This is a genomic window from Campylobacter concisus (assembly GCF_003048905.1).
Classification (GTDB): domain Bacteria; phylum Campylobacterota; class Campylobacteria; order Campylobacterales; family Campylobacteraceae; genus Campylobacter_A; species Campylobacter_A concisus_V.
On sequence record NZ_PIRO01000003.1, the window covers coordinates 35,215 to 51,018 of the forward strand.

The window sequence follows — 15,804 nt, forward strand, 5'->3', positions numbered from 1 at the left end:
CCGGCTATTTTAAATTTAATCCAAAAAATATATAAATTTTTAAAATTCAAAGCCTTTATTTAAAAAATAGAATTTTTACTATCTTTGCAAATTTTAAAATCTTACTCACTCGCCTTAGCAACTTACTAAATTTAGAGGCGAGATATGCCAGCTCTAAATTTGAAATTTAACAAACATTTCTAAAATAAACTGCATACAGTGCGTTAGCACAATTGCTTGCCACTTCTAACGTTGTCGGGGTTAGGGGATTGTTAAGGGGAAGGGGGCGACGTCGTAATTTAAGCCTCTTCCCCCCTTGGCAAAAAACAAAACGTTTAATTTCTAAAAAATCTATTTTTACAAATTTTAAAATCTTACTCACTCACCTTAGTAACTTACTAATTTTAGGGCTCATAAACATTCGCCACTAAATTTAGAGCCGTGATATGCTCGCTCATAAATTTTAAAATTTAATGGAGTTTTTAACTGTATGCAGTGCGAAGGGTTTGGGGGATTTTTTAAAAAAAGGAGGGGGATAAGGGGATGGACTTCGTGTCTGCCACGCAGTTGTGAGCCTGAGAAGTAAAAATTAAGTCCCCTTACCTCCCTTTTGAATAAAAAAATTGCAAATTTAATCAAACCATTTTGTAAATTTTAAAATATTACATACTCGCCTTGGCAGACTACTAAATTTATATCCACAAAATGTCAGCTCTAATTTGAAATTTTGCTTGGAGAATAAATTTTTGACTTACTGCCCAACTATCTTTTTAACAGCCAGTGAAGCTAAATTTAGTCCAAAGCAAGCAGTAACACCCATGAAGCTTCCAAGTGGCTTGCAAAGCGGCTCTTCTGTCGAAAAGACCACATCAAATTTACCGCTAAAGCCTGATTTTTTGAGCTCATATCTATATTTTCTAGCTAGCGGATCGACCGAGGTTTTCCACACGCTAGCCACCTTTATCTTGGTTGGATCAACCCTTTTTGCCCCACCCATCGAGGCTATAAATTTGCTAGGATCTACCGCATTTGCAAGGGCGATCTTAGCAGTGATATCATCGATCGCATCGATCACTACGTCAAATTTACTAAAGTCAAATCCAGCAATAAATTCTGGCGTGATCAGTGCTTGAATAGGCGTGATACAAGGATAAATTTTGGCAAATTCCTCCACCTTTATGCCGCCAACGTTTTCGCTATAAATTTGGCGGTTTTGATTTGTCACATCAAAGATGTCTTTATCGATTAAAGTGATGTGCCCAACCCCGCTTCTAGCAAGCGCATCCACGCACATTCCGCCCACACCACCAGCTCCACAAACTAGCACTTTTGCGCTTTGAAGCTTGCTAAAACCATCCTCGCCAAAGAGCCATCTTATCCTTGTAAATCTATCATTTTGCATCAAATTTCCCTTTTAAGCCCTCCAAACTTTCATACGAAGTCATATTTAGTTTTATGGGCGTTATCGTGGCAAAGCCCTCATTTACCTTGCTGATGTCACTTGGCTCGCCACCCTCGTAGTCAAGTGCTGCGTTTCCAAGCCAGTAGTACTCAATTCCTCTTGGGTTGCGATTAAGCGTAGCATGCGTAGCATAGGTGCGTTTGCCAGCTGGTACGATGGAGTAGCCTTTAAAATTTTTGCTAGTTACAGCCGGGATATTTACATTTAGAAATTCTCTTTGATTTAGCGAAATTTCACCCTCTAGCACCTTTGGTACGATAAATTTCACCACCTCTCTTGCTAGCTCAAAGCCAAGTTCATTTAGTGAGTTGTTTGCATAAAACTGTGAAAAAGCGATGCTTCTAATGCCTTGCAAAACCCCCTCCATCGCCGCTCCACACGTGCCAGAGTAGGTGATATCCTCGCCTAAATTTGCTCCGTGGTTTATACCGCTTATTACAAGGTCTGGTTTTTTGTTATAAAGTGCGTGAAGTGCGAGATAGACGCAATCACTTGGCGTTGCGTCATCGAGTTTAAAAAAGTTATCATCAAGTTTTATAAATCTAAGTGGCCTTGTGAGCGTCAAAGAGTGAGCGCAGGCTGATTTTTCAGAGCTTGGAGCTACGATAGTGACATTTACGCTATCTAGCTCGCTTAAAGCTTCTTTTAAGGCAAGCAGCCCAGTCGCTTCAAATCCATCATCATTTGTTATCAAAATTTCTTTCAAATTTTATCCTTTAAAGGCTTGAATTTTATCACAGCTTTCTTAAAATTTTAAAGAATTTTTGCGTATAATGCCCCTAAAAAAAGACCTGATGAAAGTGTGTAAATGAAAATTTTAGTCTCCGCTCTTGAGCCATCGGCAAATTTGCATTTAAAAGAAATTTTGAAAAATTTCGAGGGTGAATTTGAGCTTATGGGAATTTTTAGCGAAGAGCTTGGCACACCATATATGAAAAGTAGCGAGTTTTCAGCGATGGGCTTTGTTGAGGTTTTGCCGCTCATTTTCAAAGCAAAAAAGGCGATAAAAGTGATGAGCCAGATGGCAAAAGAGGCTGATGCCGTGCTACTAATAGACAGCCCAGCTTTTAATCTGCCACTTGCAAAGGCGATAAAAGAGGCTGGTACAAAAGCAGCCGTGACATACTACATCTTGCCTCAAGTTTGGGCGTGGAAGCCAAAAAGAGTGAGCGTGGTTGAGAGGTATTGTGACAACCTAGCTTCGATCTTGCCATTTGATGCGAAATTTTATAGCCGATCGACCTACGTGGGACATCCTTTGATGGATGAGATAAAGCTTAAAAAAACTAGCTTAAGCAGTAGTGGCAAAGTGGCGTTTTTGCCGGGATCAAGAAGGTCAGAGATTTCAAGACTGATGCCAGTTTATAGGGAGCTTGCTAAAAAGATAGAGCTCAAGAGGCTACTTGTCGTGCCGCCATTTTTACTTGATAAAGTGGATGAAATTTATGGCGATGTGAGCGATTTTGATATCGTCTCAAACACGCCTGAAGCTTTGTATGAGAGTGACTTTGCCTTTGTTTGCTCTGGCACTGCTACGCTTGAAGCAGCGCTCATTGGTACGCCGTTTGTGCTAGCATATAAGGCAAAAGCGATAGACGTTTTCATCGCTAGAAAATTTGTAAAGATCAAGCACGCAGGACTTGCAAATATAATGTTTGACTTCATGGGCAAAGAGCCACTTCATGAGGAATTTATCCAAGAGTTTTCAACGGCTGAAAATTTATTTAAAGCTTATGAGAGCTGCGATAGGCAGAAATTTTTAAAAGGTTGCGATGAGCTAAGGGCTTATTTAGGGCATGGCAGCAGCAAAAACGTAGTAAAAATTTTAAAGAATATGGAGTAAAAAATGAGTGAACCAATGACAATGCATGGATATGAGAAGATAGAAGCTGAGTTAAAGGATTTAAGGCTGGTGCAACGCCCTCAAATCGTAACTGAGATAGATATCGCAAGAAGTCACGGTGACCTAAAAGAAAATGCTGAGTATCACGCAGCAAAAGAGAAACAAGCCTTTATAGACGCTAGGATCGCTGAGCTTAGCGCGCTTCTAGCAAACGCAGAAGTGATCGATCCAAGTAGCTACGAGCACGATAGAGTTAGGTTTGGCTCAAGTGTGACGATAATGGACGAGGAAACCGAAATAGAGCATACATATACGATAGTTGGCATTAGTGAAAGTGACATTGATAAAGGCTATATCTCGATAAACTCACCTCTTGCAAAGCAGCTTTTGGGCAAGGCCGAGGGCGATGAAGTGGTGCTAAATTTACCAAAAGGTAGAAGCGACGTTGAGATTGTAAAAATTTGCTATAAGCCTATAAAATTTGACTAAAAAGATAAGGCAAAGAGCCAGAAATTGCTTTTTGGCTCTGCTAATTTTTAATTAAGGCAAAATTTGAGTGAATATCTATATGCCCCCGTTATAAAAGAAGGTGCGATCTTTTTAGCAGATGCCCATGAAAACGTAAACCGAAATGGCTTTTTAAAATTTTTAAGAGCCATTGATAGCGGGGAGATCAAAGAGCCGCCACAGATTTTCTTGCTTGGCGATATGTTTGATTTTTTAACTGGTGAAGGCGAATATACAAGAGAATTTTACGCCGAGCACTTAAGCCTTATAAATAAAATTTCACAAAAGGTAGAAATTTTTTACTTCGAGGGCAACCACGACTTTAGACTTTCAAATTTATTTAATAAAACAAGAGAAATTTGGGATGGGCGTGAGATGCTGCGTTATAAAAGAGTTAGGGTTTATGATATTTACGATCAGCCAGCAAATTTTAAGACGATCAATGAAGAGCGCGTCCAGATCGCACATGGTGATATATTTTTACCTTTTATAGATAAATACGCACTTAGATTTTTACGTGTAAAATGGTTTTTAAAATTTATGAATACTTTGGATAAATTTTTAAATTTTAAAATATCAAAAACGATACTAGCTAGGCTTACCAAGAAAAATTTAGACTATAAAATTCCTAATTTTAAGGAGCTAATGAGCAAGCATTTACAAGGATATGAGGCCGGCACTGTGATAGAAGGACACTATCATCAAGGCGAGCAATTTAACATTTACGATAAGTTTTATATAAATTTACCTTGTTTTGCATGTGAGCAAAGTTATTTTGTTGTAGAATACGCCCAGCAAAAATTAAATTTGCTCAAAATGAGTTTGAAAGGACATTGATGTTTGGAGATAACGTACTAAAAACGGACTCAAACGAGATGGAACTTGTTGATTTTCGTATCTTTAAAAAGACCGAAAACAAAGTATATGAAGGAATATACGGAGTCAATGTCGCAAAGGTGCGGGAGATCATTAAGATGCCAAATCTTACAGAGCTTCCAGGCGTTCCTGAGTATATCGAGGGAATTTTTGATTTAAGGGGCGTGGTGATCCCTGTCATAAATTTGGCAAGATGGATGAATATTATCGAGCCAACTGAAGGCGTAGTTATAAAGCCACGTGTTATTATTGCTGAGTTTAGTGGTATTTTGATCGGTTTTATCGTCCATGAGGCAAAAAGGATCAGGCGTATAAGCTGGAAAGATATCGAGCCTGCAAATTTTGCTTCAGGTTCTGGCGCTTTAGACAAAGGCAAAATAACAGGCGTAACAAGAATAGAAAATGATGAAGTTTTGCTTATTCTTGATCTTGAAAGCATTGTTGAAGAGCTTGGAATTTACTCGCCAAAGATCGAATTTGATGTAACAGACGATCAAAAATTAAAAGGTGCTGCTTTAGTTTTAGATGATAGTTCAACTGCTAGAAAACTAGTAAAAGACGCACTTGAGAAGATGGGACTTAGCGTGGTTGAGGCTAAAAACGGCGTTGAGGGCTTGGAGAGAATGGAAGAGCTTTATCAAAGATACGGAGATAACTTATCAAGAGAGCTTAGGGTTATCTTAAGTGATATCGAAATGCCACAGATGGATGGCTACCGCTTTGCTTCAACTCTTAAAAATGATGAAAGATTTAAAGAAGTACCAATAGTATTTAACTCCTCATTGAGTAATGATTTTAGTGAAATCAAGAGCAAAGAAGCTGGTGGTGCGGCGTATCTTACAAAATTTGATGCGAGCATATTTTATCAAGAAGTGCTAAAAGTTATTGAAGCACATTCTAAATCTGCAAAATGAGGTGAAACATGGATGATATGAAAGAAATAATGGAAGACTTTTTAATAGAAGCTTTCGAACTTATTGAGCAGATAGATCACGACCTTGTTGAGCTTGAGTCAAACCCTGAAGATTTGGAATTATTAAATAGAATTTTCCGTGTTGCTCACACAGTAAAAGGTAGCTCAAGCTTTTTAAATTTTGATGTTTTAACAGAGCTTACTCACCATATGGAGGATGTTTTAAATAAAGCTAGAAAAGGCGAACTAAAGATCACTCCAGACATCATGGACGTAGTTCTTGAGTCAGTTGATATGATGAAAGGTTTGTTAAGCAGTATTAGAGATCATGGAAATGATACAGCTGCTGGTATTGATATTAAAAATATTTGCGCAAGACTTACTCAAATTTCTGAAGGTGAGGCCCCAGCAGCAGCTCCTGAAGCTCCTGCCACGCCAGTAGCTGAGCCAACACCAGAACCAGTAAAAGAGCCAGAGCCAGCCGCGCCTGCCGAAGAAGCACCAGAGATAAGTGATGCTGAGCTTTCAAAGCTAAGTGATTCAGAAGTTGAAGCAGAGATAGAAAGACTCTTAAAGGTTAGAAAAGCAGAAGACCAAGCAAGGCGTGCTTCAAAAGGTATAGCTCCAAAATCTCCTAGTGAGATAGCCCCGGCTGCAAGTAGTACTTCAGCTCCAGCTGCAAAAGCAGAGAGCAAAGAAAAAGACGGAGATAAGAAGGTCCCAGCGGCAAGTAGTGGTGCAGTGGCTCAGGAACAAACTATACGTGTTGAGGTAAAAAGACTTGACCACTTAATGAACCTAATTGGTGAGCTTGTTCTTGGTAAAAACCGCTTATTAAAAATTTATGATGACGTGGAAGAGAGATATGAGGGTGAGAAATTCCTTGAAGAGCTAAACCAGGTGGTTTCAAGCCTAAGTCTAGTTACGACTGATATTCAGCTTGCGGTTATGAAGACAAGAATGCTTCCAATAGCAAAAGTCTTTAATAAATTCCCACGTATGATACGCGATCTTAGCCGCGATCTTGGTAAGCAAATCGATCTTGAAATTTCAGGTGAGGAGACTGAGCTTGATAAGTCAATCGTAGAAGAGATCGGCGATCCACTAGTTCACATCATCAGAAATTCATGCGATCACGGCATCGAGGATCCTGAGACAAGAAAGGCAGCAGGTAAGCCAGAGAAAGGCCTTGTTCAGCTAAAAGCTTACAATGAAGGCAATCACATCGTTGTTGAGATAGTTGATGATGGTAAGGGTTTAGATGCTGACATGCTTAAATCTAAATCGATAGAAAAAGGCATCATCACTGAGCGCGAAGCTGATGCGATGAGTGAGAAAGAGGCATTTGGACTTATCTTTAGACCAGGTTTTTCAACTGCGGCAAAGGTCACAAACGTATCTGGTCGCGGTGTTGGTATGGACGTTGTTAAGACAAATATTGAAAAGCTAAATGGTATCATTGATATTGAAAGTGAAGTTGGAAAAGGTACAGTTATGAAGCTTAAAATTCCACTTACACTTGCGATTATTCAGTCACTACTTGTTGGAACACAAGAAGAATTTTACGCTATTCCACTTGCTAGTGTTCTTGAAACTGTTCGTGTGCCGATTGATGATATCTACACGATCGATGGCAAAAATGTACTAAGGCTAAGAGATGAAGTCTTATCTCTTGTTAGACTTTCTGACGTATTTGGTGTAGAAAAAGCTTTTGATGGTGGAGAGCAAACCTATGTCGTAATAATCGGTGTTGCTGAAGCAAAACTAGGCATCATTGTCGATACTTTGGTTGGGCAAGAAGAGATTGTTATTAAATCAATGGGTGATTATTTACAAAATATCCCAGGTATTGCTGGTGCTACTATTAGAGGTGATGGCCGTGTGACATTGATTATCGATGTTGGTGCTATGATGGAGATGGCAAAAGATATTAAGGTAGATATTAGAGCCGAAATAGAAGATAGCACAAAAGCAAAGGAAAAACCAAGCGATTATAAAGTCTTGATAGTTGATGACTCAAAAATGGATAGAACTATCATGCAAAAAGCGCTTGAACCAACTGGGGTAACGATAATAGAAGCCACAAACGGTGTTGAGGCATTAAATATCGTAAAATCCGGAGAGCACTCTTTTGATGCGATTTTGATAGATATTGAGATGCCAAGAATGGATGGATATACACTAGCTGGCGAAATTAGAAAATACTCTAAGTACAGAAATTTACCACTTATTGCTGTTACATCAAGGACTTCAAAAACAGATAGATTGCGTGGCGTAGAAGTTGGAATGACTGAGTATATTACAAAACCATATTCAGCCGAGTACTTAGAAAATGTTGTTAGAAAGAATATAAAATTAGCTTAGGGGTAAGGGATGAACAATAAACTAAATCAAGTTTTAAGCAAACAAAAACAGCAAATAAATGGTCCTGAGTTAAAAAATAATGAGGATATAGTTCAGCTAGTAGGATTTGTTGTCGGTGAGGAAGAGTACGCAATACCTATTTTAAATATCCAAGAGATAATCAAACCTATTGAATATACACGTGTTCCTAGTGTACCTGATTATGTTCTTGGCGTATTTAACCTACGTGGAAATGTTATTCCGCTTATTGATTTGCGTAAGCGTTTTTCACTAAATGTCACAAAGCAAAGCCCAAGCACAAGATATATCGTTATGAAAGATGCGGATAATATCGCTGGCTTTGTGATAGACCGCTTGACGGAGGCTATCAGAATAGACCGTAATAGGATCGATCCGCCACCAGAGACTTTAGTAAAAGACAAAGGCATGATTTATGGTATTGGTAAGCGCGATCAAAATATCCTTACGATCTTGAAGGTCGAAAGTCTTTTGAAACGTGATTTTTAGGGTATAGCTTGATAAAACTTTGTGTTTTTGATTTTGACTCTACAATAATGGACGGCGAGACAATAGATATTCTCGCCGCCGCTAATAATGCTAGCAAAGAAGTAGCTAATATAACTAAGCGTTCGATGAACGGTGAGCTTGATTTTTTTGAAAGTCTTACAAAAAGAGTAAAATTTTTAAAAGGATTGCCACTTTTAAAAGTAAATGAAATTTGCAAAAATTTACCCATAATGCCAGGAGCTAGCGAGCTAATAGAAGCTTTAAAGCAAAAAGGTATCAAAGTCGTGGTTTTTAGCGGTGGATTTCACAATGCAACCGATGTAATGCAAAAAAAACTTAATTTTGATGCAAGTTTTGCAAATATCTTGCATCACAAAGATGGAATTTTAACAGGCGAAGTCGGCGGAGAGATGATGTTTAGTAGTTCAAAGGGAGATATGATTGACCGCTTGTGTGGACTATTAAATTTAGGCAAGGACGAGATAATGTGTGTTGGGGACGGGGCCAATGACATATCGATGTTTAGAAAGTGCGACCTTAGCATTGCATTTTGTGCAAAAGATATCTTAAAAAAAGAAGCGACACATTGTGTTGATGTTAAAGACTTGCGTGAAATTTTAAAATTTATAAGGTAGAAATTAATGTATGACAACGAAGCTAAATTCTCTCTTTGGTGTGATTTTATAGAGAGAAATTTTTTACAAAGCGAATTTAACTCTTTATTGAAAAATAATATTATAAACGGTGCTACAAGCAACCCAGCTATTTTTAAAACAGCGTTTGCTTCACCTGCTTATAAAAAGATCATAGAAACTAGCAATAAACGCCATCCAAAAGATCTTTATGAAATTTTGGCTACTCAAGATATAAAAATCGCCGCATGTAAAATGTTAAAAAATTATGCAAATGGCGATGATGGCTTTGTAAGCATTGAGGTTGATCCAAATTTAAGTGACGATACAGCCGCAACGATAGAAGAAGGTATCAGGCTTTATAATCTAATATCAATGCCAAATGTTATGATAAAAATTCCAGCTACAAAAGATGGTTATGAGGCGATGAGCGCGCTTATGGCAAGGGGAATTAGTGTAAATGCTACGCTTATATTCTCGCCAGATCAGGCTAAAAACTGCCTTGAAGCATTTAAAGAAGGCAGTAAGGCTTATGCAAGTCGCTTTATAGATACTACTATGCCAAAAGGTGTGATAAGTGTTTTTGTAAGTAGATTTGATAGAAAGCTTGATGAAGTTATGGCTGTAAAGAGCTTGCCAACTGGACAAGTCGGCATAATGAATGCTGCGAATATATACCACCTGATTGAAGATTTTGGACTAGAAAATATAAGAACGCTTTTTGCAAGCACAGGCGTAAAAGGCGGTAGTTTAAGAGGGGATTATTACGTTAGAGAGCTAATGTATAAAAATTCTATAAATACAGCACCTATCGAAACTATAAAAGAATTTATAAAAGAAAAAGCAGAGGCAAAAAATGTGCCTAGTAAAGAAAATATCTCAAGCTTTTTCCAGATTATAAAAAATAACGAGATAGATATAAATGTCGTTTATAAAGATTTATTAAGCGATGGTTTAAAGCAGTTTGTATCAGCATTTGATGATATTATGAAATCACTTTAAACAAAGAAGCCCAAGCTAATACACAAACAGCAGAAGCGATCATTCTTAAATAAGCTTTATGTGAAATTTATAAAGCATTGGATAAAATCAGCACCTATTTTTTTATGAAAGGAAAACGATGTTAGAAGGAATCGTTAGAGAGAGTATCGGTAAGAAGTCTGCGAAGGCTTTGAGAAGAGATGGTTATCTAATCGCCAACATTTATGGCAAGGGATTAGAGAATGTTGCAGCTGCTTTTAAAGTAAATGATTTTATTAAAGAAGCACGCAAAAAAGAGAGCCTTGCTTTTGATGTAAAAGTAGGCGGAAAAGTTTATAATGTCGTTATTGTTGATTACCAAAGAGATGTTGTTACAAGTGATCTTAAACACGTAGATCTAAAAGTAGCACTTCCAGGCGTTTTATCAAAATATATGATCCCAGTTAAGCCAGTTGGAACACCTATTGGTCTTAAAAATAAGGGCGTTTTGATCCAATCAAAAAGACGTCTTTGCGTAAAATGTACAGCTGAAAATTTACCAAATTCATTTGACGTTGATGTAAGTAAACTTGACATCGACGATACTATTTTGGTTCGTGACATCACAGCTCCTAAAGGCGTTACTATTGTAGACGCTGACCGTGTTGCGGTACTTGGAGTTATTAAAGCTAAATAAAAAGGGCTTTTGTGACACTAATAGCGGGGCTGGGAAATCCTGGCTCCAAATATGAAAATACTAGACATAATATAGGCTTTATGCTTATAGATCTCCTAAAAGACTCAAATTACAAAGATGTTAGCTCAGCTAAATTTCAAGGCGAAGTTTTTAAATTCAATGACATTATCTTGCTAAAACCAACAACTTTTATGAACCTCTCGGGACAAAGTGTAAAAGCAGTAAAAGACTTTTATAAACCAGATAGAATAATCGTAATACACGATGATCTTGACCTTAGTTTTGGTGCAGTTAAATTTAAAAAAGGCGGCAGTAGCGGCGGCCATAACGGCATAAAATCGATCGACGCCCTAATCGGCAATGACTACGAAAGGGTGCGTGTTGGCATTGGGCACCTTGGTGATGCTAAAAATTTTGTTCTTGGAGAGTTTAGTGATGAGGAGAAAAAGGCTTTAGATGAAATTTTAGCCTACACAAAAAATGCAGTTTGTGAGCTACTAAAGAGTGACATCAATGAAATTTCGCAAAAATTTACGATAAAAAAAGGTCTTATCAAATGAAACTATACGCCAGATACGTTGGCTGGGTCTATATAAAATCTTTTCTTGTCGTATTTTTAGCACTTGAACTATTTTATGTAGGCATTGATCTACTTACAAATTTAAAAGATCTGCCACCATCTGCTAACCTTCAGCTCCTTTATGTTGGGCTTACATCACTTAGCGCTATTGGTTATGTTTTGCCACTTTCGCTTATTTTTGCACTCATTATTTTACATGTAAATATGGTCAGATCAAACGAGCTAATCAGTTTTTATGCGCTTGGTATTAGTAAAAATAGCTTAATTTTTCCACCATTTTTTATTGCACTTTTTGTAACTATTTTTTATGTTGGCTTAAATTTTACTCCATTTGCCTATGCGCACGACTATCAAAAAAGTATCGCTAAAAATACGGCTTTCTCAAAAAGCACAAATGATTCATTTTTAAAATTTGAAGGCAAATTTATCTACATAAAGGAGCTAAATTCTGTTAATCAAATAGCAAATGATGTTAGAATTTTTGAGATAAATGGCACAAATTTACTCTCAACTACATTTGCAAATCACGCTAATTTTAAAGACAATGAGTGGATTTTAAAAGATGTTAATCAAACTCTTTTGCCACAAATTTTAGAGCTTGGTGAGGCTGGTTTTAATAAAATACAAAGCGAGAGTTTAGATGCACTAAAGGGCTTTAAACCAAAGAGTATTGAAAGCGCTGCTAGTGTTGAAAACTCAAAATTTAATATCCCAGATGCGATAAATTTTATAAAGACATTTATGAATGAAGGTATCGGCCTTGATAGCGCAAAAACAGCTTTTTACAACCTTGCTATTGCACCATTTTTTGCACCATTTTTGTTGCTCATTTTTTACTATCATTTGCCTGTAACTGGTAGGTTTTTTAATCTTGCGCTTTCTACTTTTATTTTTGTTGTGATAACTCTTGTCGTTTGGGGACTGCTCTTTATTCTTGCAAAATTTGCACAAACTTCTGTGATCTTGCCAGAAATCGGCATAGTTTTGCCAGTTATTTTACTTTTTGCATACGCCATTTATCTCATAAAATCGCATCGTTAAGCCAAATTTTGGCAAGCTTTTTGTAAAATCAAGCCATTTTAATAAAGGCTATTTTATGGATTTTAAAGAGCTTGCACGTAGATACAAAACCCCACTTTACATTTATGATTTTAACCACATAAAAAACCGCTATGAAGCACTAAAGAATGCATTTTTTGCTAGAAAATCTCTCATTTGTTATGCAGTGAAAGCAAACTCAAATTTAAGTGTTTTAAAATTTCTAGCTGATCTTGGAGCTGGATTTGATTGTGTTAGTATTGGCGAAGTAAAAAGAGCACTTTTAGCAGGTGCAAAGAGATATCAGATCATTTTTAGTGGCGTTGGCAAAAGCGATGAAGAGTTAAAAGAGGCTTTGAAAAATGAAATTTTGCTCATAAATGTCGAGAGTTTCGCTGAACTTTTAAGGCTTGAAGAGATCGCAAAAGGGCTAAACTTAAAAGCAAGAATTAGCATTAGGGTAAATCCTGGTGTTGATGCGAAAACTCACCCATATATCTCAACAGGGCTAAATGAAAATAAATTTGGCGTTGATGCCGAAACAGCCAAAAGAATGTACATTCACGCTAAAGCTTCAGGCTCTCTTGAGCCAACTGGTATACATTTTCACATCGGCTCTCAGCTAACATCACTTAGCCCGATAATCGATGCCGCAAATATCGTTAGCGAGCTTTTAAGAGAGCTAAGAGCGCTTGAGATAGATATCAAATTTTTTGACGTTGGCGGCGGACTTGGCATCATTTATAACGATGAAAAAGAGATAAATTTATACGACTATGCTCAAGGAATTTTAGCTGCACTAAAAGGTCAAGATGTGACTGTCGTATGTGAGCCAGGGCGCTTTATCGTAGGTAATGCTGGCTATTTTGTCGCAAGCGTTTTATATGAAAAATTTAATGGCAAAAAGAGATTTGTCATAACTGATGGTGCGATGAATGATCTTATTAGACCAAGCCTTTATGGTGCTCATCATGAAATTTTTGTTTGTGGCAAGGATAAAAATTTAGGCCCATGCGACGTGGTTGGTCCAGTTTGTGAAAGTGGCGATTTTTTAGCAAAAGATATAGAGCTACCAGAGTGCGATAGTGGCGATATCATCGTGGTTAAAGGGGCTGGGGCTTATGGATTTAGCATGAGTTCAAACTACAACACAAGAAATAGAGCCGCTGAAGTTTGCGTGTTTGATGGCAAGGATAGACTTATAAGAAGACGTGAGAGCTTTGAAGATGTTGTGGCACTTGAGAGAGAATTTTTGGAGAGCGCTGATGCAAGAGCTAAATGAGCTTAGAAAAGAGATCGATGCGATCGATGATCTCATCTTAAATAAACTAAATGAAAGGATGATTTTAGTTGAGCAGATCGGCAAGCTAAAGCAAACGACTGGGACGCCTATATATCGTCCTGAGCGAGAGCGAGCTATCATAAACCGCTTAACTAGCCTTAGCAAAGATAAAGCTTTAAATAAAGCTGCGATCGAGGCCATTTATCTTGAAATTTTTGCTGTAAGTAGAAATTTAGAAATGCCTCAAAAGATCGTATATCTAGGGCCTGAAGGCACTTATACGCATCAAGCGGCGCAAAGTAGATTTGGTGCGATGAGTTCATATTTGCCACTTGCGACCATCGAGGCGGTTTTTACAAAGCTAGCTCAAAAAGAGGCAAAATACGGCGTTGTGCCTATTGAAAACAACACCGAAGGCGCTGTTGGCGCTACGCTTGATTGTTTGAGTAAATTCAGTGATATAAAAATAGTTGCTGAGCTTTATGTGGATATCCATCATAGCTTTGTTAGCATAAATGAAAATTTAAAAGAGATAAAGCGAATTTATTCACATCCGCAAGGGTATAATCAATGTCGTAAATTTTTAGAAGATCATATGCTAAACGAAATTGAATTTGTTCCAGCAAAATCAACTGCAGCAGCTGCATATATGGCATCAATGGATAGAAACTCAGCCGCCATTTGCTCAAAGATCGCAGCAAAAATTTATAACGTGCCGATCGTTTATGAGACGATTGAAGACAATATGGCAAATAGAACGAGATTTTTGATTTTAAGCGATTTTAAAAACGCAAGAGTTGAAAACTCGAAAACTTCGATCCTTGCAAAGACTGACCACAGTCCAGGACGCCTTGCTGATCTGCTTTCTATATTTAAAAATGAAAATATCAATATCACAAAACTTGAGTCACGTCCTATCAAACAGCGCGAATTTAAGTCAATGTTTTATCTTGATTTTGAAGGGCATATCGACGATGAGAAGGTACAAAATGCCTTTGAATTAGCAAAAGAGAGCGGTGCTGAGATAAGCTGGTTAGGAAGTTATTTAAACGGAGATGAGTAATGAAATTTAATGACTTTTTAGATGATTTAGTTAATTACGAGGCTGGAAAGCCGATCGAACTTGTAGTTAGAGAGTTTGGCATCGAGGCAAAAGATGTGATAAAGCTAGCGAGTAATGAAAATCCTTTTGGCACGAGCAAACGCGTAGAAGAGGCACTAAAAGAGGTCGCTAAAAACGCACATCTCTATCCAGACGATAGCTACTTTGAGCTAAAAGAAGGACTGGCTAAGAATTTTGGCGTAACTAGCAAAAATTTAATCATCGGCTCTGGAAGCGATCAGATCATAGAGTACGCACTTCACGCAAAGGCAAACAAACAAAGTGGCGTTTTGATGGCTGGTGTGACGTTTGCGATGTATGAAATTTATGCAAAACAAACAGGGGCTAAAATTTACCGCACAAAGAGTGTGGAGCATAATTTGAGTGAGTTTTTAGAAATTTATAATGCACATAAAGATGAAATTTCAATAATCTTTCTTTGTTTGCCGAATAATCCACTTGGCGAGTGTTTGGACGCAGATGAGGTCTTTAAATTTATAAAAAGCGTTGATGAAAATACGCTTGTTGTGCTTGATTGTGCTTACAACGAATTTGCTAAATTTAAAGATAGCAAAAAAGAGATAAAGCCAAGCGAGGTGGTAAAATTTAAAAATGCCATCTATCTCGGCACTTTCTCAAAAGCCTACGCACTTGGTGGCATGCGCGTTGGATACGGCGTGGCAAATGAAGAGATCATAGGCGCTCTCTCAAAACTAAGAGCCCCATTTAATATCACAACTCCAAGTCTAAGAGCTGCGATAGTAGCACTTGGAGATGATGAGTTTGTTCAGCAAACCATGCAAAATAACTTCGAGCAAATGAGGAGATATGAGGAATTTGCAAAGCAAAATGGCATTGAGTTTATCCCAAGCTACACAAATTTCATCACATTTAAATTTAGCGAGCCAAAATCAAGCCAGATATGCGAAAAGATGCTAAAAAAAGGTATAATTTTACGAGATTTAAAAAGCTACGCCTTAAATGCGGTGAGAATCACCATCGGACAGGCATGGCAAAACGATAGAGTTTTTGAAGAGTTAAAGCAAATTTTAAAGTAGGGAT

At 37.6% G+C, this 15,804-nt stretch carries 16 protein-coding genes; 14 read left to right on the forward strand and 2 right to left on the reverse strand.

Going from position 1 to position 15,804, the window contains the following annotated elements:
* Positions 1-730: 730 nt before the first annotated feature.
* Positions 731-1,381: a ThiF family adenylyltransferase gene (locus CVS95_RS07355; RefSeq protein WP_107696127.1), complete on the reverse strand. Its 651-nt coding sequence runs from the start codon at positions 1,379-1,381 to the stop codon at positions 731-733.
* A complete protein-coding gene (gene surE, locus CVS95_RS07360) occupies positions 1,371-2,147 on the reverse strand; it encodes a 5'/3'-nucleotidase SurE (protein ID WP_107696128.1) in 777 nt (258 codons plus the stop codon). Before surE ends, CVS95_RS07355 begins: the two co-directional genes overlap by 11 nt.
* A 102-nt stretch (positions 2,148-2,249) precedes the next feature.
* On the opposite strand from surE, the gene lpxB reads away from it, so the two are divergent.
* From lpxB to hisC, 14 genes are all read left to right on the forward strand, one after another.
* On the forward strand, positions 2,250-3,284 hold the full coding sequence (lpxB, locus tag CVS95_RS07365; protein ID WP_107696129.1) for a lipid-A-disaccharide synthase: 1,035 nt from the start codon (positions 2,250-2,252) through the stop codon (positions 3,282-3,284).
* A gap of 3 nt (positions 3,285-3,287) precedes the next feature.
* Positions 3,288-3,773, forward strand: coding sequence for a transcription elongation factor GreA (gene greA / locus CVS95_RS07370; protein WP_072594430.1), 486 nt, complete (start codon positions 3,288-3,290; stop codon positions 3,771-3,773).
* Between the two features lie 63 nt (positions 3,774-3,836).
* Positions 3,837-4,628 carry a UDP-2,3-diacylglucosamine diphosphatase gene (locus CVS95_RS07375; RefSeq protein ID WP_107696130.1) on the forward strand — a complete coding sequence of 264 codons (792 nt, stop codon included), beginning with the start codon at positions 3,837-3,839 and terminating at the stop codon, positions 4,626-4,628.
* The gene (locus CVS95_RS07380) at positions 4,628-5,581 is read left to right on the forward strand and encodes a chemotaxis protein (protein ID WP_021091802.1); all 954 of its coding nucleotides are present in this window, start codon (positions 4,628-4,630) and stop codon (positions 5,579-5,581) included. Before CVS95_RS07375 ends, CVS95_RS07380 begins: the two co-directional genes overlap by 1 nt.
* An 8-nt stretch (positions 5,582-5,589) precedes the next feature.
* Complete coding sequence (locus tag CVS95_RS07385; protein WP_107696131.1) at positions 5,590-7,944, forward strand: chemotaxis protein CheW; 2,355 nt, start codon at positions 5,590-5,592, stop codon at positions 7,942-7,944.
* Between the two features lie 9 nt (positions 7,945-7,953).
* The gene (locus CVS95_RS07390; RefSeq protein ID WP_085658145.1) at positions 7,954-8,451 is read left to right on the forward strand and encodes a chemotaxis protein CheW; all 498 of its coding nucleotides are present in this window, start codon (positions 7,954-7,956) and stop codon (positions 8,449-8,451) included.
* A gap of 8 nt (positions 8,452-8,459) precedes the next feature.
* Positions 8,460-9,086, forward strand: coding sequence for a phosphoserine phosphatase SerB (serB, locus tag CVS95_RS07395; protein ID WP_107696132.1), 627 nt, complete (start codon positions 8,460-8,462; stop codon positions 9,084-9,086).
* 6 nt (positions 9,087-9,092) lie between these two features.
* Positions 9,093-10,085: a transaldolase gene (locus tag CVS95_RS07400; protein WP_107696133.1), complete on the forward strand. Its 993-nt coding sequence runs from the start codon at positions 9,093-9,095 to the stop codon at positions 10,083-10,085.
* Between the two features lie 118 nt (positions 10,086-10,203).
* Complete coding sequence (locus CVS95_RS07405; RefSeq protein WP_021091684.1) at positions 10,204-10,740, forward strand: 50S ribosomal protein L25/general stress protein Ctc; 537 nt, start codon at positions 10,204-10,206, stop codon at positions 10,738-10,740.
* Between the two features lie 11 nt (positions 10,741-10,751).
* Positions 10,752-11,300, forward strand: coding sequence for an aminoacyl-tRNA hydrolase (pth, locus tag CVS95_RS07410; RefSeq protein ID WP_107696134.1), 549 nt, complete (start codon positions 10,752-10,754; stop codon positions 11,298-11,300).
* The gene (locus tag CVS95_RS07415; protein ID WP_107696135.1) at positions 11,297-12,361 is read left to right on the forward strand and encodes an LptF/LptG family permease; all 1,065 of its coding nucleotides are present in this window, start codon (positions 11,297-11,299) and stop codon (positions 12,359-12,361) included. Before pth ends, CVS95_RS07415 begins: the two co-directional genes overlap by 4 nt.
* A gap of 55 nt (positions 12,362-12,416) precedes the next feature.
* A complete protein-coding gene (gene lysA, locus CVS95_RS07420) occupies positions 12,417-13,640 on the forward strand; it encodes a diaminopimelate decarboxylase (protein WP_107696136.1) in 1,224 nt (407 codons plus the stop codon).
* Positions 13,624-14,703 carry a prephenate dehydratase gene (pheA, locus tag CVS95_RS07425; RefSeq protein WP_107696137.1) on the forward strand — a complete coding sequence of 360 codons (1,080 nt, stop codon included), beginning with the start codon at positions 13,624-13,626 and terminating at the stop codon, positions 14,701-14,703. Before lysA ends, pheA begins: the two co-directional genes overlap by 17 nt.
* Positions 14,703-15,800, forward strand: coding sequence for a histidinol-phosphate transaminase (gene hisC, locus CVS95_RS07430; protein WP_107696138.1), 1,098 nt, complete (start codon positions 14,703-14,705; stop codon positions 15,798-15,800). Before pheA ends, hisC begins: the two co-directional genes overlap by 1 nt.
* The last annotated feature ends 4 nt before the right edge of the window (positions 15,801-15,804 follow it).

Excerpts from the sequence above, each read along its gene's own strand:
- CVS95_RS07355 (WP_107696127.1), bottom strand. The coding sequence starts at position 1,381 with ATGCAAAATGATAGATTTACAAGGATAAGATGGCTCTTTGGCGAGGAT.
- lpxB (WP_107696129.1), top strand. The coding sequence starts at position 2,250 with ATGAAAATTTTAGTCTCCGCTCTTGAGCCATCGGCAAATTTGCATTTA.
- greA (WP_072594430.1), top strand. The coding sequence starts at position 3,288 with ATGAGTGAACCAATGACAATGCATGGATATGAGAAGATAGAAGCTGAG.
- CVS95_RS07380 (WP_021091802.1), top strand. The coding sequence starts at position 4,628 with ATGTTTGGAGATAACGTACTAAAAACGGACTCAAACGAGATGGAACTT.
- CVS95_RS07385 (WP_107696131.1), top strand. The coding sequence starts at position 5,590 with ATGGATGATATGAAAGAAATAATGGAAGACTTTTTAATAGAAGCTTTC.
- CVS95_RS07390 (WP_085658145.1), top strand. The coding sequence starts at position 7,954 with ATGAACAATAAACTAAATCAAGTTTTAAGCAAACAAAAACAGCAAATA.
- CVS95_RS07400 (WP_107696133.1), top strand. The coding sequence starts at position 9,093 with ATGTATGACAACGAAGCTAAATTCTCTCTTTGGTGTGATTTTATAGAG.
- CVS95_RS07405 (WP_021091684.1), top strand. The coding sequence starts at position 10,204 with ATGTTAGAAGGAATCGTTAGAGAGAGTATCGGTAAGAAGTCTGCGAAG.
- CVS95_RS07415 (WP_107696135.1), top strand. The coding sequence starts at position 11,297 with ATGAAACTATACGCCAGATACGTTGGCTGGGTCTATATAAAATCTTTT.
- lysA (WP_107696136.1), top strand. The coding sequence starts at position 12,417 with ATGGATTTTAAAGAGCTTGCACGTAGATACAAAACCCCACTTTACATT.
- pheA (WP_107696137.1), top strand. The coding sequence starts at position 13,624 with ATGCAAGAGCTAAATGAGCTTAGAAAAGAGATCGATGCGATCGATGAT.
- hisC (WP_107696138.1), top strand. The coding sequence starts at position 14,703 with ATGAAATTTAATGACTTTTTAGATGATTTAGTTAATTACGAGGCTGGA.